Source organism: Sphingobium sp. B8D3A (assembly GCF_025961995.1).
Classification (GTDB): Bacteria; Pseudomonadota; Alphaproteobacteria; order Sphingomonadales; family Sphingomonadaceae; genus Sphingobium.
The window spans coordinates 370368-394572 of sequence record NZ_JAOQOS010000001.1; the positions used below are offsets into that span (position 1 = coordinate 370368).

Sequence of the window (24205 nt, forward strand, 5' to 3'; positions counted from 1 at the left end):
CCGGCCTCGGCGCCCGTCACGGGGCCGGACCGGCCCTATTGATGAACGAGGCGAGAGTGAGCGACAGACGCTTCAACCCTGCGCAGGCTGACGCCCGCTGGCAGGCCGTGTGGGACGACAGGGAGAGCTTCAAGGCCGGCACCCGCCAGGGCGCGCCGAGAAGCTATGTGCTGGAGATGTTCCCCTACCCCTCCGGGCGCATCCACATCGGCCATGTGCGCAACTATTCCATGGGTGACGTGCTGGCCCGCTTCCGCCGGATGCAGGGCCATGACGTGCTGCACCCGATGGGCTGGGATGCCTTCGGCATGCCTGCCGAAAATGCCGCGATGGAAAAGAAGATCCATCCGGGCAGCTGGACGCGCGACAACATCGCCTCGATGAAGGCGCAATTGAAGCGCCTCGGCTTCGCGCTCGACTGGAGCCGCGAGCTGGCGACCTGCGAGCCGGATTATTACGGCCAGGAGCAGGCGCTGTTCATCGACCTGTATGAGGCCGGCCTCGTCTACCGCAAGGAAAGCGCGGTGAACTGGGACCCGGTCGACATGACCGTGCTCGCCAATGAGCAGGTGATCGACGGCCGCGGCTGGCGCTCGGGCGCGCTGGTCGAGAAGCGCAAGCTCAACCAATGGTTCCTGCGCATCACCGACTTCGCAGACGACCTGCTCGCGGGCCTCGGCACGCTGGACAAGTGGCCCGAGAAGGTTCGGCTGATGCAGGAGAACTGGATCGGCAAGTCGCAGGGCATGCAGTTCCGGTTCCGGCTGGCAACGCCGGTTGGCGAAATTCAGGAGCTGGAGGTCTTCTCCACCCGTCCGGACACGCTGTTCGGCGCGAGCTTCGCGGCGATTGCCGCCGATCATCCGATTGCGCTGGCGCTGGCTCAGGACAATGCCGATCTCGCCGCGTTCGCCGAGGAATGCCGCCGGTCTGGCACCGCCGCGGCTGACCTGGAGACGCAGGAGAAGAAGGGCTTCGACACGGGCCTGAGCGTTGTCCATCCGCTCGATCCGGACTGGAAGCTGCCCCTGTTCGTCGCCAATTTCGTGCTGATGGATTATGGCACCGGCGCCGTCTTCGGTTGCCCGGCGCATGACCAGCGCGACCTCGACTTCGCGCGCAAATATATGCTGCCGGTGGAGCGCGTCGTCGCGCCGCAGGGCGAGGAGCAGGCGCCGATCCATGACGAGGCCTATACCGGCCCCGGTCGCCTCGTGAACTCGCGCTTCCTCGACGGCATGGCCGTGGAAGAGGCCAAGGCCGAAGTCATCCGCCGCGCCGAGGCCGAGGGCTGGGGCAAGGGCACGACCGTTTGGCGCCTGCGCGACTGGGGCGTCTCGCGCCAGCGTTACTGGGGCACGCCGATCCCGTTCATCCATTGCTCGGATTGCGGCGTGGTGCCCGTGCCCAAGGCGCAGCTGCCGGTGGTGCTGCCCGAGGATGTGAGCTTCGACGTGCCGGGCAATCCGCTCGATCGGCACCCGACGTGGAAGCATGTCGATTGCCCCAAATGCGGCAAAGCTGCCGTGCGCGAGACCGACACGCTCGATACCTTCGTGGATTCGAGCTGGTACTTCATCCGCTTCGCCAGCCAGCCCGATGACCAGCCGTTCGACCGCGCCGAGGCTGAGAGCTGGCTCCCGGTCGGCCAGTATATCGGCGGCATCGAGCATGCGATCCTGCATCTGCTCTATGCCCGCTTCTGGACGCGGGCGCTGGCGCATATCGGCAAGATCAGCGTTGCCGAGCCGTTCGAGAGCCTGTTCACGCAGGGCATGGTCACGCATGAGACCTATGCCCGCAAGCAGGGCGAAGGCCTGCCGCCGCTCTATTATGCGCCCAGCGAAGTGACGCGCACCGCCGAGGGCGCGACGCTGCTGGCCGATGGCGCGCCGGTCGAGATCGGCCGCGTCATCAAGATGTCCAAGTCCAAGAAGAATGTCGTGGACCCGGACGAGATCATCGAGCGCTATGGCGCGGATGCGGTGCGCTGGTTCATGCTCTCGGACTCGCCGCCCGAGCGCGACCTGCCGTGGAGCGAGGCTGGCATCGAGGGCTCATGGCGCTTCGTCAATCGCTTGTGGCGCATCTTCGGGCAGGTCGGCGAAACCGGCGACGGCAGCGAGGACAAGGCGCTCAAGCGCAAGCTGCACCAGACGGTCGATGGCGTCGCCAGGGACATCGAGGCACTGGCCTTCAACAAGGGCGTCGCCAAGATTTACGAGCTGGCCAATGCCATCGAGAAGGCGGCGCCGTCCGCCACCCGCGCCGAGGCGATTCGCGCGCTGGCGCTGCTCGTCGCGCCGATGACGCCGCACATTGCCGAGGAAGCCTGGGCCGAGATGGGCCATGAGGGCCTGATCGCCGACGCCATGTGGCCGTCTGTCGATCCCGCCTTGCTGGTCGATGACGAAGTGACCATCGCCATTCAGGTGATGGGCAAGCTGCGCGATACGATCACCGTCGCCAAGGGCACGGACAAGGCCACGCTGGAGAGCCTTGCGCTCGCCGCGCCCAATGTCGCGCGGCAGCTGGAAGGCCGGGCGCCGAAGAAAGTGATTGTGGTTCCGGATCGTCTGGTCAATCTGGTCGTCTGATGACCAGCGCTTTCTCCCGCCTCGTTCTGGGCCGCCTCGTTTTGGGCCTCGCCCTTGCCGCCAGCCTCTCGGCCTGCGGATTGAAGCCCATGTATGCCGGCGGGCGCAGCGGGGCTGCGGCGCAGGCGCTGGCGAGCGTGCAGGTGGAACCGATCCCCGGCAAGAGCGGCTGGCTGATGCGTAATGCGCTCAACGACCGGCTGGCCGCCATGGGCGATGCCGCCCCGCGCTTTCTGCTCAAGGTGCAGCTCGATGATCGCATCGAGGGTCTGGGTGTGCGCGCGGATGACACGGTGACGCGCGAACGCCGGACCCTGCGCGCGCGCTACCAGCTGGTTGACACGCAGAGCGGCAAGACCGTGCTCGACGAAACTTCAAGTTGGGATGCCGGCATCGACGTGGCCTCCAGCGAATATGCTACGGTTGCGGCTGAGGACAGCGCGCTGGAGCGACTGACCGAGATCGTCGCCGACCGCGTGCTGGCCAGCGTGGCGCTCGCCGCGCGCGAATGAGCCTGCGGGCGGACAATCAGGCCGCGCTCAAGGCGCTGGACGATCCCGCGCCGAACATCCGCCTCTATCTGCTGTACGGACCGGATGAAGCCGGCAGCGAAGCGCTGTCGGCGCGCGTCGGCAAGGCCATGGGAGCGGGCGCCGAGCGGATCGACCTGGATGGGGCGACGCTGCGCAGTGACCCGGCGCGCCTGCCGGATGAGGCCGCCGCCATCTCCATGTTCGGGGACAAGCGCTGGGTGCGCGTGCAGCGGGCGGGCGAGGAAGTCGTGCCCGCGGTCGAAGCGCTGCTGCAGGCGCCTGCGACCGGCAATCCGGTGGTGATGATCGCGGGCAATCTGCGCAAGACAAGCAAGCTGCTCAAGCTGTGCGAGGGCGACAAGGCGGTGGTCGCCATCGTCAGCTATGCGCCGGAGGGCCGCAATGCCGATGCGCTGGCGGTCAGCATGGCGCGCGAGCTGGGTCTCGAACTGCCCGGCGATCTGGCCCGGCGGCTGGTTGCGCTCACCGGTGCCGAGCGGGGGCTGCTGGCTGGCGAGATCGAGAAGCTGGCGCTGTATCTGGATGCCTCGCCCGAGGAGCCCAAGGCCGCGACGCCCGAGGCGCTGGATGCGCTGGGCGCGGAGGGGGGCGACCAGCAGCTCTTCAAGGCGGCGATGGTCGTGCTCTCCGGCAATGTCCGCGCCACCGAGCATGAGATGGCCCGGTTGCGCCAGAGTGGCGGCTCGCTGGCGGGGCTTGCCCGCCTCACCCTGCAACGCGCCATCGGCTTTGCGCAGGCGCAGGGCGGACAGGCGCCGCGCTTTGGCGGGCGCGGCGACGAGGAGGTGGCGCGCCGCTGGAGTGCCGAGGCGCTCGACAAGGCCATCCATCGCCTCGCCGAGGCCGAGCGGACCAGCCGCCTCTCGCACCAGATCGGCGAGACGGTGCTGGCGCAGGAGTTGATCAACGTCGCACGGCTCGGTGCACGCGGGCGCTAGGGCCAATCGACATTCAGCCCTGACGGCCTGCAAATGGCGGCCTTCCGTGCTTCCGGTGCTCACGTACCTGAAGTACGCTGCGCTCCGGGTTACGGAAAACCGCCATTTCGTCACGTCATCATCTGAATGTCGGTTGGCCCCAGGGGGCGTGGACAGTTCCGAGGCGATGGCGGCGGACCCTATCTCGTCATTAGCGACGTCATCCCGGACTTGATCCGGAATCCCGCTTCTTCCGGTCTCTAAGTCTCTCTGACCGGCGGTTTCCAAGGCAGCGAGATCCCGGATCAAGTCCGGGATGACGAAAAGAAGGGCTGAAAAGCGGGCGTCTGCTCCCGTAGATTCGGCGCGTTTGTCTACGCCCCACGATCCGCCATCCGGCGCCATTGACGCGCCCGGGCAGGCACCCGATATTCCGTGCATGGACAAGATGAACCTCAGCGATGCCGAGTGGCGCGAGCGCCTGACTCCCGAACAATATCATGTGCTGCGCGAACATGGCACCGAGCGGGCCTTTGCGGGTGCCTATGACAAGCTCAAGGATGCCGGCATCTATCATTGCGCGGGTTGCGGCCTGCCGCTGTTCGACAGTGGGCATAAATATGACAGCGGCTCGGGCTGGCCGAGCTTCACCGCTCCGCTGGAAGATGAGGCGGTCAGCGAATATACCGACACGAGCCACGGCATGCGCCGGGTCGAGGTGCGCTGCGCGCGCTGCGACGGGCATCTGGGCCATGTCTTCCCTGATGGGCCGGGGCCGGAAGGCCTGCGCTACTGCATGAACAGCGTCGCGCTGGACTTCGAGCCGCAGGGCACCGCACAGGACGATTGATATCCTATTCAGCGCTTGTAAAGGCGCTGGACGCTTGTAGCGTCCTGCACAGTTGCAGCACGCAGCGGTTCGGAGCGGTACAAGGCAAGGCATGGCCAAGGCAAAATCGGGGAGCTCGATCAGGCTCTGGACCATCCGGCTGATCAAGGTCGGCATCGCACTCGCCATCGGCGGACTGATCGCGCTGGTGATCGCGGTCGTCATCGCGATGCAGTCGCTGCCGAGCTTCGACTCGCTCAAAAGCTCGCCCAATGGGCAGATGATCCGCGTCCATGCCGCGGACGGCTCGGTACTCGTCTCGCTCGGGCCGAGCTATGGGCGCTGGCTCAACCATTCGCAGATTCCCGAGGTGATGACCCGCGCTTTGGTCTCGGTGGAAGACAAGCGCTTCTACATGCACCCCGGTGTCGATCCGATCGGCGTCGCCCGCGCGGCCTGGGTAGGCTATGTCCGCCGTGGCGAGGGCCGGCGTCTGCAGGGCGCGTCGACCATCACCCAGCAGCTGGCGCGCAACATCTTCCTCAACAACAGCTATTCCGCCGGCCGCAAGCTGCGCGAGATGATCCTGGCGCTGGCGATGGAGCGCAAGTTCAGCAAGTCCCAGATTCTGGAGCTGTACCTCAACAAGGTCTATTTCGGCGGCGGCGCCTATGGCGTGGATGCCGCGAGCCGCAAATTCTTCAATCACCCGGCGACGACGCTCAGCCTCGAGGAAGCGGCGATCATCGCCGGTCTGGTGAAGGCGCCCTCGCATTATTCGCCGACGGCCGATGCCGATGCTGCCGCAGGCCGCGCCAGCGTGGTGCTGGACGTGATGGCGGCCAATGGCGACCTTACCAGCGCCGAGCGGGCCGCCGCCGATCTCGACAGCGTGCGGTTGGTGCCCGAGAAGGCGCAGGACAGCGTGCGCTACTTCACCGACTGGGTGCTGCCGCAGCTCGATACGCTGATCGACGAGCGCGAGCAGCCGCTCGACGTCTACACCACGCTCGATCCCCGGATGCAGCGGGCCGCCGTGGCGGCGCTCAAGGGCAATGTGCCGGGCGGCGCGCAGGGTGCGCTGGTCAGCCTCGACCGCGATGGCGCGGTGCGGGCGCTGGTCGGCGGGCTGGATTATGTCAGCTCCAACTATAACCGCGCGACCGTCGCCCAGCGGCAGCCGGGCTCGGCCTTCAAGCTGTTCGTCTATCTCTCGGCGCTGGAAGCCGGCTACACGCCCGAGACGCGGGTGGTGGACAGTCCGGTGACGATCAACGGCTGGTCGCCGCGCAACGACAATCGCCGCAATGTGGGCGAGATCGACGTGCGCACCGCCTTTGCCTATTCGATCAATACCATTGCCGCCAAGCTCGGCATGGAAGTGGGCTTCTCGACCGTCGCCGACATGGCGCGCCGGTTCGGCATTTCCACGACGATCAACACGCACCCCTCGATGGTGCTCGGCACGTCCGAGGTCCACCTCATCGACATGACGCAGGCTTTTGCCTCCGTTGCCCGCAAGGGCGTGGCGGTGCGGCCCTATGGCATCCTCAAGGTGACCACGGCCGATGGCACCACCCTGTATGAGCATGAGGACGATACCAGCCGCGTGCTGGTGGCGCCCTGGGTCGCGGCGGGGATGACCGACCTGATGCAGACGGCGGTGAACACCGGCACGGGCCGCGCGGCCCAGATCGGCCGGCCTGTCGCAGGCAAGACCGGCACGACCACCAGCAACAAGGATGGCTGGTTCGTCGGCTTCTCCAGCGGCATCACCACCGGCGTGTGGATGGGCCGCGACGATAGTCGTAGAGTGGGTGGCTTGGCCGGCGGTCGCGCGCCAGCGCGGGCCTTTGCGGCCTTTATGCGCACCGCCGTGGCCAATCGCCCGGTCGAGAATTTCGAGACCGAGGTGGTGCTGCCCGAATGGCAGCTCGAACCGGACGAAGAGGCCTATGGCTCGCCCGACAATGGCATGATGGTGGACGAGAATGGCCTGCCCCTGCCGCCCGTCGAGGGCCAGAGCAGCGGTGCCGAAGGCGCGACACCGGCCGACACCAGCGGCACCGAAGCGCCGCGCCGGATCGACCAGCGCTGGATCGACGAAGTGCTCGGCCGCGACGAACGCCCGGCGCGCCCGGCACCCGCCCAGCCGGGTCAGCAGCGCCCGCCACCGCAGCAGCGTCAGGCACCGCCCGCGCAGCCCCAGCCGCAGCGAGAATCGCCGTCGATCCTGCCATCGGGGATGCAGTAGGCAAGGCTTGTCCACGGGGCGGGGGCAAGGCTAGTCTGGCTCGGTTTGGCCGATCCTACGGAGCCTCCATGTCTTTGACCGCAAGCCTCGTCCCGACCTATCGCCAGATGCTGCGCACTTTGTCCGGCCTGCTGGACAAGGCAGAGCAACAGATGCCGGCGGGGGCACGAGCGCTGCTTGCCGCGCGACTGGCGCCAGACATGTATCCGCTGGCAGCGCAGATCCGTTTCGCGGCATTGCAGGCGCAGGAGGCGCTATTCCGGCTGCGCGGACAACCGCTCCCGGCGGCGCTCGTGGCGCTGGCTGCGGAAGGGCAGGCTGCCGTTCACTCGCCGGGATCATTGGCGCAAGCGCGGGCCCGGCTGACGGAGGCCCTGGCGGCGCTGGATGCGCTGCCGAGCGGTGCGCTCGATGCGGGGGACAGCCTGCCGATCGCGCTCGACCTTCCCGGCGGTCTCGCCTTCGACATGACCGGTGAAGATTACGCCCGCGACTGGGCGCTGCCCCAATTCTATTTTCACGTGGTGACGGCCTACGCCATCCTCAGAAAGGAAGGCGTCGAGATCGGCAAGGCCGACTATGTGCCGCACATGTTCGCCTATCTGCGGCGGGATGACACCCCGGCGGTCGCCTGACCGGACAGGCCGGTCAGGACGCCAATTCACATGTGGATGGGCTTGCCGAGCACTGCCATCGCGGCTTCCTTCACCGACTCATTGTGCGTCGGGTGGGCGTGGCAGGTGTAGGCGATGTCCTCTGACGTCGCCCCGAACTCCATGGCCTGCGCGGCCTGGGCGATCATCGTGCCGGCGGGATCGGCGACGATCCACACGCCGAGCACCCGGTCGGTCTCGGCATCGGCGATCACCTTCACGAAGCCGTCGGTGGCGCTGATCGCCTTGGCGCGGCTGTTCGCCATCATCGGGAACTTGCCGACCTTGACCTCGCCCTTCTCGCGGGCGGCTTCCTCGGTCAGACCGACACCGGCGATCTCCGGGCTGGTATAGACGACGCTGGGGATGACGTCATGGTTCACGATGCCGGTCATACCGGCGATGTTCTCCGCGACCGCAATGCCTTCATCCTCGGCCTTGTGCGCGAGCATGGGGCCGGGAATCACGTCGCCAACGGCCCACACGCCATCGACCTTGGTGGAGAAATCGGGACCGGTCTCGATCTGGCCGCGCTGGTTCAGCTCCAGCCCGATCTTGTCGAGGCCGAGGCCCTGCGTGTTCGGGCGGCGGCCGATGGCGACCAGCACCGTATCGGCCTCGATCGTCTCGGCGGTGCCACCGGCAGCCGGCTCGACCGTCACGCTGGCCTTGCCGCCCTTGACGGCGACGCCGGTCACCTTGGTGCCGGTGCGGATCTCGAAACCCTGCTTGGCGAACAGCTTGGCGGCTTCCTTGCGCACCTCGCCATCCATGCCGGGCAGGATCTGGTCGAGATATTCAATCACGGTGACCTTGGCGCCCAGGCGACCCCAGACCGACCCCAGTTCGAGGCCAATGACGCCGCCGCCGATCACCACCAGATGATCCGGCACCTTCTTGAGCGCCAGCGCGCCGGTGGAATCGACCACCACGCCCTTGTCATTGTCGATCTCGACTCCGGGCAGCGGCGTCACGCTGGAGCCGGTGGCGATGACGATGTTCTTGGCAGTCACGGTCTTGCCGGCAACCTCGACGCTGTGCGCGTCCTTGAAGCTGGCGAGCCCCTTGAGCCATTCAACCTTGTTCTTCTTGAACAGGAACTCGATGCCGCCGGTGAGGCCCTTCACGGCCGCATCCTTGTCCGCCAGCATCGCCGGCAGATCGAGCGACACGGAGCCCAGCTTGATGCCGTGCTTGGCCAGCACGCCATCCTTGGCCTCATGGAACAGGTGCGAGGCGTGCAGCAGCGTCTTGGAGGGAATGCAGCCGACATTGAGGCAGGTGCCGCCCAGCGTCTCCCGGCTTTCCGCGCAGGCGGTCTTCAGCCCAAGCTGCGCGGCGCGGATCGCCGCCACATAACCGCCCGGCCCGGCGCCGATTACGAGAACGTCATAGTCGAACTGGTCTGCCATTACTCGCTCCATTGACCGGTCACCGCTTTGTGTTCCTGCGAAGGCAGGAACCCACGGCTAGGTCGCAATCACCGACCACAGATCGCGCCATTCGGGATTGTTCTCCCTGATCAGGCGGACTTTCCAGGCCCGTTTCCATTTCTTCATCTGCAGTTCGCGCAGCCGCGCTTCCTGCAGGTCGTCATATACTGCGTACCAAACAAGGAGCCGGCAACCATAGCGTTTGCTGAACCCTTCGACATGGCCCTCGCGATGTTGATGGCATCGCGCGACAAGGTCGCTCGTGACTCCGAGGTACAGCGTGCCATTGGGCTTGCTGGCCATCAGATATAGGAAGCCACGTTTCGTCGTTTCATCTCCGCCGATGGGCTCCTGCCTTCGCAGGAGCACGGGCTAGTTTGCTATGTTTGCTTGCCTCACAAATCGATGAGCAGGCGGGTCGGGTCCTCGATGGCGTTCTTAAGGGCGACGAGGAAGGTCACGGCCTCGCGGCCATCGACCATGCGGTGATCGTAGCTGAGCGCCAGATACATCATCGGGCGCGCGACGATCTGGCCGTCGACCACCACGGCGCGCTCCTCGATGCGGTGCAGGCCGAGTACGCCGGACTGAGGCGGGTTGATGATCGGCGTCGACATCAGCGAGCCGAACACGCCGCCGTTGGAGATGGTGAAGGTGCCGCCGGCCATGTCCGCCATCGACAGCGTGCCTTCCTTGGCGCGCTTGCCGAAATCGGCGATGGTCTTCTCGATCTCGGCGATGCTCATCGTCTCGGCATTGCGGATGACCGGCACGACGAGGCCGTTGGGCGCCGACACCGCGACCGAGATGTCGCAGAAATCATTGTAGACGATCTCGTCGCCCTCGATCTGCGCATTGACGCCCGGAATATCCTTGAGCGCCATGCATGCGGCCTTCACGAAGAAGCCCATGAAGCCCAGACGCACGCCGTGCTTCTTCTCGAACAGATCTTTGTACTTGGCGCGCGCCGCGATGACGGCGCTCATGTCCACATCGTTGAACGTGGTCAGGATCGCGGCGTTGTTCTGCGCTTCCTTGAGGCGCCGCGCGACGGTCTGGCGCAGGCGCGTCATCTTCACGCGTTCCTGATGGCGCGACGGGCCGGCGCTGCCGGCAGCCGGCGCCGGCGCGGCGGCCACGGCAGACTCGCTCGCGACGGCGCTGCCATCGGCGATGGCAGCCATCACGTCGTCCTTGGTCAGGCGCCCGTCTTTGCCCGTGCCCTTGATCTTGCTGGGGTCGAGGCCATGCTCCAGCACCAGCCGGCGGACGGCAGGCGAGAGGGTGATGGCGCCGAGCGTGCTGTCGACTTCATGCGCGGCCTGCGCGGGTGCGGGCGCGGGTGTGGGCGTCGGTGCAGGCGCTGCCTCGGTCTTGGCCGGGGCCGGCGCAGCGGCTTCCGCCTTGGTTGGTGCGGGCTTGCTGGCCGCAGCCGCGCCTTCCTGCACGGTGGCGATGACGGCACCGACATTCACGGTGTCGCCTTCCTTCACCAGCAGCTCGCCCAGCACGCCGGCAACCGGCGCGGGGACTTCCACCGCAACCTTGTCGGTCTCCAGGCTGGCGATCGGCTCATCGGCCTTCACCGCGTCGCCGGGCTTCTTCAGCCACTGGCCCACCGTCGCTTCCGTGACGGATTCACCTAGAGTCGGCACTTTCACTTCAGTGGCCATGTCTTTCCTCCTGCCCGGCGCGGCCTGCGCGGACTATGCTTTCTTCTGGCGCTTGATCTCGGTGCGCACATTGTGACCGAGCGCGTCCGCGATGAGCGCACCCTGCTCGGCCTGGTGACGGCGGGCAAGGCCGGTGGCAGGCGAGGCCGAAGCCTTGCGACCTGCGTAGCGGGCGCGCATCGGCGCCTTGCCAGCCTGATCGAGCGCCTCCTCGATATAGGGCTCCACGAAGAACCACGCACCATTGTTGCGGGGCTCTTCCTGACACCACACCACTTCCTCCAGCGCGGTCATGCGCTTGAGGCGCGTGGCGAGCGCCTCGGTCGGGAAGGGATAGAGCTGCTCGATGCGGACGATCTGCACGTCCTTGTCGCCGGCGGCATCGCGCGCTTCCATGAGGTCATAGGCGACCTTGCCGGAACACAGCACCAGCCGGCGCGTCTGCGCGTCCGCCGCCGGTGTGGGGTCGGAGAGGATGCGCATGAAGTGGCGATCGCCCTGGAAATCCTCGGCCTTGCTCACCGCCAGCTTGTGCCGCAGCAGCGACTTGGGCGTGAAGATGATCAGCGGCTTGCGGAACGGGCGCAGCATCTGCCGGCGCAGGATGTGGAAATAGTTGGCCGGCGTGGTGCAGTTGGCAATCTGGATATTGCCTTCCGCGCAGAGCTGCAGGAAGCGCTCGAGCCGTGCGGAGCTGTGCTCCGGCCCTTGCCCTTCATAGCCATGCGGCAGCAGCAGCACGAGGCCATTGGCGCGCAGCCACTTGGATTCGGACGAGGCGATATACTGATCGATGATGATCTGCGCGCCATTGGCGAAATCGCCGAACTGCGCTTCCCACAGCACCAGGCTCTTGGGGTCCGCCATGGCATAGCCATATTCAAAGCCCAGCACGCCATATTCGGAGAGCGGGCTGTCATAGACCTCGAAATGGCCGTGCGGCACGGTGGAGAGCGGGATGTACTTCTTCTCGCTATCCTGATCGACCCAGACGGCGTGACGCTGGCTGAACGTGCCCCGCCCCGAGTCCTGACCGGACAGGCGCACGCCATAGCCTTCCGACAGTAGCGAGCCGAAGGCGAGGGCCTCGCCGGTTGCCCAGTCGAAATTCTCGCCGGTCTTGAACATCTCCGCCTTGGCATCGAGCACGCGCCGCAAGGTGCGGTGGACGTTCACGCCCTCGGGCACCGTCGTCAGCGTGCGGCCCAGGCTCTCGAACAGCTTGGGGGACACCGCAGTTTCGACATTCTTGCGCGCGGTTTCGATGTCGGCGGGCTGGTGCAGGCCTGACCAGCGACCGGCGAACCAGTCCGCATGATTGGCCTTATAGGTCTTGGCCGATTCAAACTCTTCCTCAAGATGATCGACAAAGCCCTCGACCTGCGCGGAGAGGAACGAATCGTCCACCACGCCCTCTTCGCGCAGACGCGAGGCATAGACCTCGCTCACCGGCGGATGCTGCTTGATGCGCGCATACATGAGCGGCTGGGTGAAGCTCGGCTCGTCGCCCTCATTGTGGCCGAAGCGGCGGTAGCACCACATGTCGATCACGATGTCGCGATGGAAGGTCTGGCGATATTCGATCGCCAGCTTGCAGGCGAAGGTCACCGCCTCGGGATCATCGCCATTCACATGGATGATCGGCGCCTGCACGCCCTTGGCGACGTCGCTCGGATAGGGCGAGCCGCGCGAGAATTGCGGGCTGGTGGTGAAGCCGATCTGGTTGTTGACGACGAAGTGGATGCAGCCGCCGGTATTGTAGCCGCGCACGCCGGAGAAGCCGAAGCACTCCCAGACGATGCCCTGACCGGCAAAGGCCGCATCGCCATGGATGAGCACGGGCAGCACCTGCTTGTGCTTGCCGGGGCCGATATCGTCGCGGAACAGCTGCTGCGCGCGCACCTTGCCGAGCACGATCGGGTCGACCGTCTCCAGGTGTGAGGGGTTGGGCACCAGCGACATATGGACATTGATGCCGTCGAAATCGCGGTCGGTCGATGTACCGAGATGGTATTTCACGTCGCCAGAGCCGCCGACATCCTCGGGATTGGCGGTGCCGCCCGAGAACTCGTGGAAGATCACGCGGAAGCCCTTGGCCATCACATTGGCCAGCACATTGAGGCGGCCACGATGCGCCATGCCATAGACGATCTCGCGCACGCCGAGCTGGCCGCCATATTTGATGACGGCTTCAAGCGCCGGAATCATGGACTCGCCGCCATCGAGGCCGAAGCGCTTGGTGCCGACATATTTGCGGCCCAGGAACTTCTCATATTGCTCGGCCTGGATGACCTTGGCGAGGATCGCCTTCTTGCCCTCGGGCGTGAAGATGATTTCCTTGTCCTTGCCTTCCATGCGGTCCTGCAGGAAGCGGCGCTCCTCCACATCGGAGATGTGCATATATTCGAGGCCGACATTGCCGCAGTAATTGGCGCGCAGAATGTCCACCAGTTCGCGGATCGTCGTCCACTCAAGGCCGAGCGCGCCGCCGACATAGACCTTGCGGTCCTGCTCCGCGCCGGAGAAGCCATGATATTCCGGCGTCAGGTCGGCGGGCAGGTCGCGCTGGCTCAGGCCGAGCGGATCGAGATTGGCGGCGAGATGGCCGCGCACCCGATAGGTGCGGATCAGCATCATCGCGCGGATCGAATCGGCGGCCGCCTTGGCGACATCGGCCTGCGAGGCGGGCGCGCCGCTCTTGGCTGCGGCGGCCTTGATCGCCACCTGCATCTGCGTGGGGTCGAGCGCGGCGGTCAGGTCGTCCGTGCTGTCGAGTGGCCAGCCCTTGCGCGCCCAGCTCGGCCCTTGTTCGGCCTCTTGCGCGCCGCTGAATTCCTGATTCTCGTAACCCATCGGTTCGATCCTTGCCTCTCTCCGCCGGGCGGAAGACGCCTGTGCCGCCATCCCGGACCGGCCTTTTAAGCCGTCCCGGGTGAAGCGGCTGTTAACCACCTACGCCTTGAGCACCTCAAGCAGCGTCGTGCCCAGCTCCGAAGGGCTGGCCGCAACCTTGATGCCCGCTGCTTCCATCGCCGCGATCTTGCTTTCCGCATCGCCCTTGCCGCCGGAGACGATCGCACCGGCATGGCCCATGCGGCGACCCGGAGGTGCCGTACGGCCCGCGATGAAGCCGGCCATCGGCTTCTTGCGGCCCTTCTTGGCCTCGTCGATCAGGAACTGCGCGGCCTGCTCCTCGGCATCGCCGCCGATCTCGCCGATCATGATGATGCTCTGCGTTGCCTCGTCGGCGAGGAACAGCTCCAGCACGTCGATGAAGTTGGTGCCGTTGACCGGATCGCCGCCGATGCCGACGGCCGTCGTCTGGCCAAGGCCGGCATTGGAGGTCTGAAACACCGCCTCATAGGTGAGCGTGCCCGAGCGCGAGACCACGCCGACGCTGCCCTTGCGAAAGATGGAGCCGGGCATGATGCCGATCTTGCACTCGTCAGGCGTCAGCACGCCGGGGCAGTTCGGACCGATGAGGCGCGACTTGCTGCCCGAGAGCGCGCGCTTCACGCGCACCATGTCGAGCACCGGAATGCCTTCCGTGATCGTGACGATCAGCGGCACTTCCGCATCGATCGCTTCCAGGATCGAGTCCGCGGCGAATGGCGGCGGCACGTAGATGACGCTCGCGGTGGCGCCGGTCTTGGCCACGGCTTCTTCCACCGTGTCGAACACCGGCAGGCCGATGTGGCTGGTGCCGCCCTTGCCCGGCGTCACGCCACCGACCATCTGCGTGCCATAGGCGAGCGCCTGTTCAGTGTGGAACGTGCCGGTCGCGCCGGTCATGCCCTGCGTGATGACCTTGGTGTTCTTGTCGACGAGGATGCTCATGGGCTCGCTTCGCTTCCTTGTTCCCCGGCGAAGGCCGGGGTCCAGTTCTGACAGATGGACTCGAACAGATCGTTCCAGTCCGGGTTTATCTCTTCAATGAGGCGCAGTTTCCACTGACGCTTCCATTCCTTGATCCGCAGTTCGCGCTGCCGCGCGTTCTGAAGATCGTCATGGGCTTCGTACCAAACCAGCAGCTTGCAGCCATATTTGGTGGTGAAGCCCTTGATCTCTCCTGTCCGATGCTGAGTGACCCGTCTCACCAGATCACTCGTCACACCGGTATAAATCGTCCCGTTCCGCCGACCTGCCATGATGTAGACATAGCCGGCGCAGGTCATGGCATCACCGCCGCTGCTGGGCCCCGGCCTTCGCCGGGGAACAGGAAGAGCAAGCGATGCGCTTCATCGCTTATGCCAGGCTCGGATCGATGCCCTTGCAGGCCACCAGCAGTTCCTTGACTGCATCGACGCTGACCTGGAGATTGCCCTTGGCTTCGTCATCCAGCGCGATCTCGACGATCTGCTCGACGCCGTCCTTGCCGATGATCACCGGCACGCCGACATAAAGGCCGTCGACGCCGTACTTGCCCTCGACATAGGCGGCGCAGGGCAGCAGGCGCTTCTGGTCGCCCAGATAGGCTTCCGCCATGGCGATGCCGCTGGTCGCGGGTGCATAATAAGCCGAGCCGGTCTTGAGCAGGCCGACGATCTCGCCGCCGCCCGAACGGGTGCGCTGCACGATGGCATCGATACGCTCCTTGGTGGAGCGGCCCTGCTTGATGAGGTCGGGCACGGGAATGCCGGCGACGGTGGAATATTGCACGACCGGCACCATGGTATCGCCATGGCCGCCGAGCACGAAGGTCGTGACGTCCTTGGCGGACACTTCGAACTCTTCGGCGATGAAGTGGCTGAACCGGGCCGAGTCGAGCACGCCGGCCATGCCGACGACCTTGTTGTGCGGCAGGCCGGAGAATTCGCGCAGCGCCCAGACCATCGCGTCGAGCGGGTTGGTGATGCAGATCACGAACGCGTCGGGCGCATTGTCGCGAATGCCCTCGCCGACGGCCTTCATGACCTTGAGGTTGATGCCGAGCAGATCGTCACGGCTCATGCCCGGCTTGCGGGCGACGCCGGCGGTGACGATGATGACGTCGGCCCCGGCAATGTCGGCATAATCGTTGGAGCCGGTGATCTTGGCGTCGAAGCCTTCGACCGGACCGCACTGCGAGAGATCGAGCGCCTTGCCCTGGGGAATCCCTTCGACCACGTCGAACAGGACGATATCGCCAAGCCCTTTGAGAGCCGCGAGGTGAGCAAGCGTGCCGCCGATATTGCCGGCACCAATAAGCGCGATCTTCTTCCGGGCCATGCGCGTCTCCTTCTTTGCGCGGTGGTCGATGAGGCGCCCATAGGCCCAATTTCCTTACCGTTCAATGACGATCGGGCCAGATTCCGGCTTTTCTTTGCGATTAGTTCGCAATATCATTTAGGGGCGTTCAGCCGGTCCTTGGGGCCGTTGAGGGACCTTCATTCAAGGATCGCGACGCCTTCGACGCGATACCGTCCAACGGCCGAGAACGCCGAACGGTCCACCGCGCAGGCGAAAGAACGAATAGTTTTTTGCTGCACCGCGCCTTGACGGGAGGTTCGACCGACCCATATGGCGGCCGTTAGCACTCATTCACTGACAGTGCTAACACAGTGTTTCACAGGCGGGGTGCCGGAGTCGGTATCCGGGGGGCGCGCAGGCTTCGGCAAGGGCCGGCCGGGCGATCCGACGGAGAGCGACAGCGCCCGCCGCTATGGAAAGGACTTGGATAATGGGATTTCGTCCGCTGCACGATCGCGTGCTCGTTCGCCGCATCGAAGCCGATGAGAAGACTGCCGGTGGCATCATCATTCCCGACAGCGCCAAGGAAAAGCCGCAGGAAGGCGAGATCGTCTCCGTGGGCACGGGCGCCAAGGCGGAAGACGGCAAGGTGACGCCGCTCGACGTCAAGGCCGGTGACCGCGTGCTGTTCGGCAAGTGGTCCGGCACCGAGGTCAAGGTCGACGGTGAAGACCTGCTCATCATGAAGGAAAGCGACATTCTGGGCGTCATCGCCTGATTTTCGCACTCCGTTGAATTCAAGGAAGGACTAGCAACATGGCAGCCAAGGACGTCAAATTTTCCCGCGATGCCCGTGAGCGCATCCTGCGCGGCGTGGACATTCTCGCCGATGCAGTGAAGGTCACCCTCGGTCCCAAGGGCCGTAACGTCGTGATCGACAAGAGCTTCGGCGCCCCCCGCATCACCAAGGACGGTGTGTCGGTCGCCAAGGAAATCGAGCTCAAGGACAAGTTCGAGAACATGGGCGCCCAGATGGTGCGCGAAGTGGCCTCGAAGACCAACGACATTGCCGGTGACGGCACCACCACCGCGACCGTTCTCGCCCAGGCGATCGTGCGCGAGGGCATGAAGTCGGTTGCGGCCGGCATGAACCCGATGGACCTCAAGCGCGGCATCGACCTCGCGGTGACCAAGGTGGTCGAGGACCTCAAGGCCCGCTCCAAGGCCGTTTCCGGCAACAAGGAAATCGCCCAGGTCGGCATCATCTCCGCCAATGGCGACACCGAAGTCGGCGAGAAGATCGCCGAGGCTATGGAAAAGGTCGGCAAGGAAGGCGTGATCACGGTCGAGGAAGCCAAGGGCCTCGATTTCGAGCTTGACGTCGTGGAAGGCATGCAGTTCGACCGCGGCTACCTCTCGCCTTACTTCATCACCAACCCCGAGAAGATGCAGGTCGAGCTGGCTGACCCCTACATCCTCATCCACGAGAAGAAGCTCTCCTCGCTGCAGGCGCTGCTTCCCATCCTGGAGGCCGTGGTGCAGTCGGGTCGTCCGCTGCTCATCATCGCCGAGGACATCGAGGGTGAGGCTCTGGCCACGCTCGTCGTCAACAAGCTGCGTGGTGGCCTGAAGGTCGCCGCCGTGAAGGCACCGGGCTTCGGTGACCGTCGCAAGGCCATGCTGGAAGACATCGCCGTCCTGACCAAGGGCGAGGTGATCTCCGAAGATCTCGGCATCAAGCTCGAGAACGTCACGGTCGGCATGCTCGGCACCGCCAAGCGCGTCACCATCGACAAGGACAACACCACCATCGTCGATGGCGCTGGCGATGCGGATGCCATCAAGGGCCGCACCGAGCAGATCCGCGCGCAGATCGAGACGACCACCTCCGACTACGACCGCGAGAAGCTGCAGGAGCGTCTGGCCAAGCTGGCTGGCGGCGTGGCCGTCATCAAGGTTGGCGGTGCGTCCGAGGTCGAGGTGAAGGAGCGCAAGGATCGCGTTGACGATGCCCTGCACGCCACCCGCGCGGCTGTCGAAGAAGGCATTGTCCCCGGCGGTGGTACGGCTCTGCTGTACGCCACCAAGGCGCTGGCCGGCCTCAAGGGCGTCAATGACGATCAGACCCGCGGCATCGACATCATCCGCAAGGCCATCGAAGCGCCGCTGCGTCAGATCGCTCAGAATGCGGGCTTCGACGGTGCCGTCGTCGCTGGCAACCTGCTGCGCGAAAATGACGAGACCCGGGGCTTCAACGCTTCGACCGACGTCTATGAGAACCTGGTGGAAGCCGGCGTGATCGACCCGACCAAGGTTGTGCGCGCGGCTCTGCAGGACGCGGCTTCGGTTGCCGGTCTGCTCATCACCACCGAGGCGACCATTGCCGAGCTGCCCGAGGACAAGTCCTCGGCTCCGGCTGGCATGCCCGGCGGCATGGGCGGCATGGGCGGCATGGACTTCTAAGAAGTTCACCGTTTCTTCTATCAGGGAAGGCCGTCGGGAAACCGGCGGCCTTTTCCTTTGGGCAACGGCGGGCCGTGCGGGCGCCGCCCGTTTCGCACAAGCATCTTCCCATCGGCGCGCAATGCCGACACAGTAGGGCATCGCAACCTGGCGCTGCCTGTTCCGCGGCGCCCGATCAGGATGACCGCATGACCGACCTTTCCCGCCGCGAAGCCGTGGCCGCCGCCGCCATTGCCGGCCTCGCGCTGGCGCCCGCGTCGCTTGCCGCGCAAACCGCCTCCAACCGGGATCTCACCTGGGATCTCAGCGCGCTTTATGCCGACGATGCCGCGTGGGACAGCGCCCGCCTTTCCGCGCTCGAGGCGGTCAAGGGCATGGCGGCCTATAAGGGGCGGCTTGGCGAAAGTGCCGAGACGCTCGCGGCGGCCTTCACCATGCAGTCCGACCTCTACCGGCAGATCCTGCGCGTCTATGTCTATGCCAGCCTGCGCGCCGACGAAGATGTGCGCGTCTCTGCGAACCAGGAGAAGCAGGGGCAGGCGGTTGACCTGTTCACCGCGTTCAGCGAGGCCAGCGCCTGGATCGCGCCGGAAGTGCTGAGCATTGGCGAGGCGAAGATCAAGCAGTTCATCGCCGCGAATGCCGTGTTGCGCGATCGGTTCGATCATGCGCTGGCCGACATGCTGCGTCGCGCGCCGCATACCCTCTCGCCGGAAGGCGAAGGGCTGCTGGCGAGCGCAACATCCGTGCTTTCGGCGCCGGGCGACATTTCGGACCAGTTGCGCAGCTCGGACATCCCCTGGCCCAGCATCACCCTGTCCACTGGCGAGAAAGTGAAGCTCGACAATCAGGGCTATACCGTCCACCGCGCGGCACCCGAGCGGGCGGATCGCAAGGCGGTGTTCGATGCCTTCTGGAAGACCTATGGGGAGTTCCGCAACAGCTTCGGTGCGACCTATCTGGCGCAGGTCCGCGGCAATATCTTCGATGCAAAGGCGCGCAAATATCCCACCGCGCTGGCATCGGCCCTCGCCGGATCGAATGTGCCGGAGGGCGTCTATCGCACGTTGGTGGCGGAGACCAACAAGGGCCTGCCCCAGCTTCACCGTTACTTCGAGCTGCGCCGCCGGATGCTCAAGCTGCCGGACCTTTATTATTACGATATCTATCCGCCGCTGGTGGAAACGGGGCGCCGCTTTTCGCTCGATGAGATGCGGCGACTGACGCTCGCGGCGGTGCAGCCGCTGGGGCGCGATTATGCCGCCTCCCTCTCACGCGCGACGGCCGCGCGGTGGATGGACCCGTGGCCACGGACCGGCAAGCGGCCGGGCGCCTATATGCAGTCCAGCGCCTATGATGTGCATCCCTATCTGCTGCTCAACCTGAGCGACGAATATGAGAGCCTGAGCACCTATGCGCATGAGTGGGGCCATGCCATGCACAGCCTGCTCGCCAATGCCGCGCAACCTTTCGAGAAAGCGGATTATCCGATCTTCACCGCCGAGATCGCCTCGACGCTGAACGAGCTGCTGCTGCTCGATTATATGGAGTCGCAGGCCAAGACGCGCGAGGAGAAGCTCTTCTATCTCGGCCAGCGGATGGAGAATATTCGCGGCACCTTCTTCCGCCAGACGATGTTCGCCGAGTTCGAACTGGTGGCGCATGACCGGGCCGAGGCGGGCGATGGTCTGTCGGGTGGCGCCTTCACCACGCTCTACACCGATCTGCTGGCGCGCTACCATGGGCCGAAGGTCGGCATGGAGCCGGCCTATGGCAATGAATGGGCCTATATTCCGCACTTCTACAACAGCTTCTATGTCTACCAATATGCCACCTGCTTCTCCGCCGCCGTCTATTTCGCGGGGGAGATCAAGCGCGGCGGGGCGAAGGCGCGGGACAATTATCTGGCCGTGCTCAAGGCCGGCGGCTCGGATTATCCGGTGGAGATTCTCAAGCGCGCGGGGCTGAACATGGCGGGGCCGGAGCCCTATCGTGCCGTCGTCCAGCTCCTGTCGGATACGCTGGATGAGGCCGAGGCGCTGATGGCCTGAGCCAAGGCCGGCGCGCGGAGTTTTCACCGCGCGCGACTCATGAAAATGGGGGCCGGCATCGCTACCGGCCCCCACGATGCCATCGCCTTCCAGCCCGTCTCCGGGACATCCAGCGTCTGGCACGACGCTCTCGATCGTCAGATCGTGCGCCTCACGTCCTGTTCCTTGCGGAAGTCCGACGTGCTGATCCGACTGCGGCAGGCCGCCTTCGGATCGACCGCGCGAGGCTCGCCCGAAGGGCAAGCCGCGCCGGCCTTTGCGGATGCGGGATCATGCCTAGACGGCCGAGCCTGCATCCTTCCCACTGCCTCGCGATCCTGTTCCCGGGGGAAGCGTGATCCTGCGGTCGGCGGCGGGCCGAACCAATGCGCTGAGCACGTTGCCGCGCGCAGGTCTTGGTCCGTAAGATCGACTCAACATTCTGATTTAACAGAACATTTCTGTCTCTCTATGGCTTGATGGTCTCACGAGAATCGAGTCGTGCAAAGCATTATCCGCCGCTGCAATGCGGGGACCGCGATCAAAACTGTGGATGAGTGTGGATAAGTCCGGGGATAATTTGCGCCGGGCCGATCATTGGTCCGCGCTGTAGGGAAGCGGCCGCAGATTCGCCAGCAAAAAGGCGCACAAAAAAGGCGACGCCTTGCAGCGTCGCCTTTTTGATTTGCAGCAGAGCGACCTCAGTGGGTCGCGCCGTGCCTCATCTGCTTACAGGCCGCCGAACGGAACGCTCATGGCAGCGGCAGAGATGTAGGCAGCAAAAATCTTCTTGAGAATGGTCATGTCGTGGCTCCCGGAATTGATCGGGCGCAGCGCCCGTGTCTCTGGAGGCCATTTGTGTTGCAACGCAGCAAAGTTCAATTGCAAAGCCCGGGCGACGAATGCAAAAACTGCAATCGTTGTGGCCTGCGCATTCAATCGGGAATGATTATTGCTCCGATAAATCAACGATTCTCTGGAATTCCTCGTCGCTCACTGACGACACGGACAGGCGCGATTGTCGCACCAAAGCCATGTTCGCAAATGCAGGATCGGCCTTGATCTGCTTGAGCGTGACCGGCTTGGCGAGTTTGCGCACTGGCGCGACTTCCACCGCGAACCACTTGCCGGTTTCGTCCGTGCTGTCCTGCTCGGCCCCGCGCACGATCTCCATGATGCCGACGCATTCGACGCCGATATTGCTATGATAGAACAGCGCCTGATCGCCCACTTCCATGGCCTTCATGTTCAGCTTGGCGGCATGGTTGCGCACCCCGTCCCACTCGGCGCGGCCCTTCTCGACCAGATCGTCCCAGGAGAACACATCGGGCTCCGATTTCATCAGCCAGTAGCGCATGGGCGATCGATCCTCCTTTGCCAGCCTGCCCGGGCGCCATTCCATGCCGGTACGCGGCGTGCAAGGGCCTTCCGCCTGCCAGGCCCGGCGTGACAGCCGCGCCGCGAACGCCTAGTCAGGCATCATCATTTCACGTTCGAGTGAGACCGTCATGACGTCATCCGATCCGCTGGGGCATGTCCCCACTCTCTCGCTCGCGCGCCTCTCGCCGCAGGATTTCGCCGATGCGATCGGCAGCAGCTTCCGCGAATATGGCTTCGCCATCGTCACCGATCATGGGATGGACCCGGACCTCGTGGCGCGGGGCTGGGCGCTGGCAAAGGCGTTCTTCGCGCTGCCCGATCCGGTCAAGCGCGCCTATCTGGTGCCCGGCGGCGCGGGACAGCGCGGCTACACGGCGTTCGGGACAGAGGTCGCCAAGGGTGCCAGCGAGAATGACCTCAAGGAATTCTGGCATGTCGGCCGCGCCCTGCCGGCCGGTCATCCCCTCGCCGAGGATATGCCGCCCAACATCTGGCCTGACGAGATCGCGGGGTTCGAGGAGACTTTTACGGCGCTGTTCGCGGCGTTCGATGCCGTGGGTGCGCGCATCCTCTCCGGCGTCGCGCGCCATCTCGGCCTCGGGCCCGACTGGTTCGACGCCAAGATCGACGACGGCAATTCCATCCTGCGGCTGCTGCATTATCCGCCCGTCTCCGCGCAGGCGCCCGGCATTCGCGCGGGCGCGCATGAGGACATCAACCTCATCACCCTGCTGCTCGGCGCCGAGGAAGGCGGGCTGCAGCTGCTGACGCGGGAGGGTGAGTGGATTCCGGCCACACCGCCCGCTGGCGCGCTGGTCATCAATGTCGGCGATATGCTGCAGCGGCTGACCAATCATGTGCTGCCCTCGACCAGCCACCGCGTCGTCAATCCCCCGCCCGAGCGCCGCCACATCCCGCGCTATTCCATGCCTTTCTTCTTGCATCTGGAGCCGGACGTGATGATCGAGGCGCTGCCGCAATGCGTGAGCGCGGAAAATCCGCTGCGTGAACCGCCGATCAGCGCGCATGACTATCTGCATGAGCGGCTGCGGGAGATTGGGCTGAAGAAGGGTTAGGTTTTCACGCCCCCACACATCTCGTGTCTCGACTTTGCTCGACACGAACGGGGGGCGGAGGGATGTGGGTCTGCGGACCCTATTTCCGCCAGCGGGAGAGGGTGATGCCGATCTTTTCGTTCCGCTCGGAGAGGGCCAGCTTGACGATCTTCACCGTCACATGGCGCGCCTTGCGGTCCTGCAGGAAGATGGTGTCGATGATGTGATCGGCCACCGCCTCGACCAGCATGAAGTGCTGGCCCCGGGTGATCGCCGTGGTCGCCGCATGCTTGAGGTCCATATAGTTTTTGGACGTGCTGAGCGGCGTGTTGGGCTCGTAATGGCTGCGATGCTCGAGCAGGGCGCGAATGCTGATTCGCAGCGGCTGCGGCAGATGGGTCTCTTCGGAATAGATGCCGGTCAGCACATCCACCTCAAGATCCTCGATCTCGAGCAGCAGCATGTCATCCATGGGATTCACGCCGTTTGCCGGATTGGCGCTGTGCCCTCCCGTTCCTGGCATTCCCGCCTCGCGTCCCGCCATCATAGCCTCGAATAACCCTTTTCATTTGGGCGTGAAGCGCTAAAGGCCGCCGCCTCGGGCGCTATTGCCCGCTTGGAAGGCGGACGGCAAGCGGTGACACGGATCGGCGAGCTGGCAGGAACCGGAGACGCGGCCATCACCGCGCTGCTCGATGCGGCATTTGGCCCGGCGCGCCACGGCCGCACGGCCTATCGCATCCGCCTGGGCATGGCCTGGTTCACGGATCTCTCCTTCGCCGCCTTCGATTCGGACGGGCAATTGATCGGCACGCTGCAAAGCTGGCCGGTGGCGCTGCACGGCCCGGACGGTCGCGAAACACCGCTGATCATGGTCGGGCCGGTGGCGGTCGTTCCCGCGATGCAGCGCCATGGCACCGGCCGTGCGCTGATGGACCGGCTGATCGAAACCGTCGATCTGCATCCGGGCGATCCGCTGGTGATGATTGGCGATCCCGAATATTATGGCCGTTTCTGGGGCTTCTCAGCCGATGCGACCGGGGATTGGGCCGTGCCCGGTCCGGTCGAGCGGCACCGCTTGCTGACCCGCGCGGCGCCCGGCGTCGTGCTGCCCTCCGCCGGCAGTCTCGGCCCGCGCGGCACGGCCCTGGTGGCGGGGGCGACGGCCACGCCGGCGGTCTGAGCGCGCTGATCGCGG

The 24205-nt window shown here is 65.1% G+C and carries 21 protein-coding genes; 11 read left to right on the forward strand and 10 right to left on the reverse strand.

Annotated features, from left to right (window positions below; translation table 11 throughout):
* The first annotated feature begins 41 nt into the window (after positions 1–41).
* The 6 genes from leuS to M2342_RS01845 all read left to right on the forward strand — a co-directional run bounded on the left by leuS (position 42) and on the right by M2342_RS01845 (position 7786).
* Positions 42–2597 carry a leucine--tRNA ligase gene (gene leuS, locus M2342_RS01820; protein WP_264577824.1) on the forward strand — a complete coding sequence of 852 codons (2556 nt, stop codon included), beginning with the start codon at positions 42–44 and terminating at the stop codon, positions 2595–2597.
* Positions 2597–3109 (forward strand): LPS assembly lipoprotein LptE, encoded by a 513-nt coding sequence (lptE, locus tag M2342_RS01825; protein ID WP_264577825.1) that lies wholly within the window; start codon positions 2597–2599, stop codon positions 3107–3109. Before leuS ends, lptE begins: the two co-directional genes overlap by 1 nt.
* Positions 3106–4089, forward strand: a complete 984-nt coding sequence (locus tag M2342_RS01830; protein ID WP_264577826.1) for a DNA polymerase III subunit delta — start codon at positions 3106–3108, stop codon at positions 4087–4089. Before lptE ends, M2342_RS01830 begins: the two co-directional genes overlap by 4 nt.
* A 418-nt stretch (positions 4090–4507) precedes the next feature.
* The gene (msrB, locus tag M2342_RS01835; protein WP_264572327.1) at positions 4508–4918 is read left to right on the forward strand and encodes a peptide-methionine (R)-S-oxide reductase MsrB; all 411 of its coding nucleotides are present in this window, start codon (positions 4508–4510) and stop codon (positions 4916–4918) included.
* A gap of 91 nt (positions 4919–5009) precedes the next feature.
* Positions 5010–7151: a transglycosylase domain-containing protein gene (locus tag M2342_RS01840; protein WP_264577827.1), complete on the forward strand. Its 2142-nt coding sequence runs from the start codon at positions 5010–5012 to the stop codon at positions 7149–7151.
* 68 nt (positions 7152–7219) lie between these two features.
* Entirely contained in the window at positions 7220–7786 is a 567-nt protein-coding gene (locus tag M2342_RS01845; RefSeq protein ID WP_264577828.1) for a DUF1993 family protein, read from the forward strand.
* A gap of 26 nt (positions 7787–7812) precedes the next feature.
* Here the strand turns inward: M2342_RS01845 and lpdA are convergent, their stop codons facing one another.
* From lpdA to mdh, 7 genes are all read right to left on the reverse strand, one after another.
* Complete coding sequence (gene lpdA / locus M2342_RS01850) at positions 7813–9216, reverse strand: dihydrolipoyl dehydrogenase (protein ID WP_264571549.1); 1404 nt, start codon at positions 9214–9216, stop codon at positions 7813–7815.
* Positions 9217–9273: 57 nt separating this feature from the next.
* A complete protein-coding gene (locus tag M2342_RS01855; protein WP_264572326.1) occupies positions 9274–9582 on the reverse strand; it encodes a GIY-YIG nuclease family protein in 309 nt (102 codons plus the stop codon).
* 50 nt (positions 9583–9632) lie between these two features.
* Positions 9633–10910, reverse strand: a complete 1278-nt coding sequence (odhB, locus tag M2342_RS01860; RefSeq protein WP_264577829.1) for a 2-oxoglutarate dehydrogenase complex dihydrolipoyllysine-residue succinyltransferase — start codon at positions 10908–10910, stop codon at positions 9633–9635.
* Positions 10911–10943: 33 nt separating this feature from the next.
* The gene (locus M2342_RS01865; protein ID WP_264577830.1) at positions 10944–13763 is read right to left on the reverse strand and encodes a 2-oxoglutarate dehydrogenase E1 component; all 2820 of its coding nucleotides are present in this window, start codon (positions 13761–13763) and stop codon (positions 10944–10946) included.
* A gap of 99 nt (positions 13764–13862) precedes the next feature.
* Positions 13863–14747 carry a succinate--CoA ligase subunit alpha gene (sucD, locus tag M2342_RS01870; protein ID WP_181560935.1) on the reverse strand — a complete coding sequence of 295 codons (885 nt, stop codon included), beginning with the start codon at positions 14745–14747 and terminating at the stop codon, positions 13863–13865.
* Complete coding sequence (locus M2342_RS01875; protein ID WP_264577831.1) at positions 14744–15085, reverse strand: GIY-YIG nuclease family protein; 342 nt, start codon at positions 15083–15085, stop codon at positions 14744–14746. Before M2342_RS01875 ends, sucD begins: the two co-directional genes overlap by 4 nt.
* Before the next feature lie 70 nt (positions 15086–15155).
* Entirely contained in the window at positions 15156–16118 is a 963-nt protein-coding gene (gene mdh / locus M2342_RS01880; protein WP_264576916.1) for a malate dehydrogenase, read from the reverse strand.
* A gap of 451 nt (positions 16119–16569) precedes the next feature.
* Here mdh and groES point away from each other — a divergent pair, with 451 nt between their 5' ends.
* The 3 genes from groES (at position 16570) to pepF (ending at position 20593) form a co-directional block, all read left to right on the forward strand.
* Positions 16570–16857 (forward strand): co-chaperone GroES, encoded by a 288-nt coding sequence (groES, locus tag M2342_RS01885; RefSeq protein ID WP_181560932.1) that lies wholly within the window; start codon positions 16570–16572, stop codon positions 16855–16857.
* Positions 16858–16895: 38 nt separating this feature from the next.
* On the forward strand, positions 16896–18542 hold the full coding sequence (gene groL, locus M2342_RS01890; protein ID WP_181560931.1) for a chaperonin GroEL: 1647 nt from the start codon (positions 16896–16898) through the stop codon (positions 18540–18542).
* Positions 18543–18730: 188 nt separating this feature from the next.
* A complete protein-coding gene (gene pepF, locus M2342_RS01895; RefSeq protein ID WP_264577832.1) occupies positions 18731–20593 on the forward strand; it encodes an oligoendopeptidase F in 1863 nt (620 codons plus the stop codon).
* A gap of 708 nt (positions 20594–21301) precedes the next feature.
* Here pepF and M2342_RS01900 read toward each other — a convergent pair.
* Together M2342_RS01900 and M2342_RS01905 are read right to left on the reverse strand one after the other, a co-directional pair.
* Positions 21302–21511, reverse strand: a complete 210-nt coding sequence (locus M2342_RS01900) for a hypothetical protein (protein WP_264577833.1) — start codon at positions 21509–21511, stop codon at positions 21302–21304.
* A 10-nt stretch (positions 21512–21521) separates the two neighbouring features.
* A complete protein-coding gene (locus tag M2342_RS01905; protein ID WP_181560927.1) occupies positions 21522–21929 on the reverse strand; it encodes an EVE domain-containing protein in 408 nt (135 codons plus the stop codon).
* A 151-nt stretch (positions 21930–22080) separates the two neighbouring features.
* On the opposite strand from M2342_RS01905, the gene M2342_RS01910 reads away from it, so the two are divergent.
* Positions 22081–23028 carry an isopenicillin N synthase family dioxygenase gene (locus M2342_RS01910; RefSeq protein ID WP_264577834.1) on the forward strand — a complete coding sequence of 316 codons (948 nt, stop codon included), beginning with the start codon at positions 22081–22083 and terminating at the stop codon, positions 23026–23028.
* A 79-nt stretch (positions 23029–23107) separates the two neighbouring features.
* Here M2342_RS01910 and M2342_RS01915 read toward each other — a convergent pair whose 3' ends face one another.
* Complete coding sequence (locus tag M2342_RS01915) at positions 23108–23479, reverse strand: dihydroneopterin aldolase (RefSeq protein ID WP_181560925.1); 372 nt, start codon at positions 23477–23479, stop codon at positions 23108–23110.
* Positions 23480–23644: 165 nt separating this feature from the next.
* Here M2342_RS01915 and M2342_RS01920 point away from each other — a divergent pair, with 165 nt between their 5' ends.
* Entirely contained in the window at positions 23645–24190 is a 546-nt protein-coding gene (locus tag M2342_RS01920) for a GNAT family N-acetyltransferase (RefSeq protein ID WP_264577835.1), read from the forward strand.
* The last annotated feature ends 15 nt before the right edge of the window (positions 24191–24205 follow it).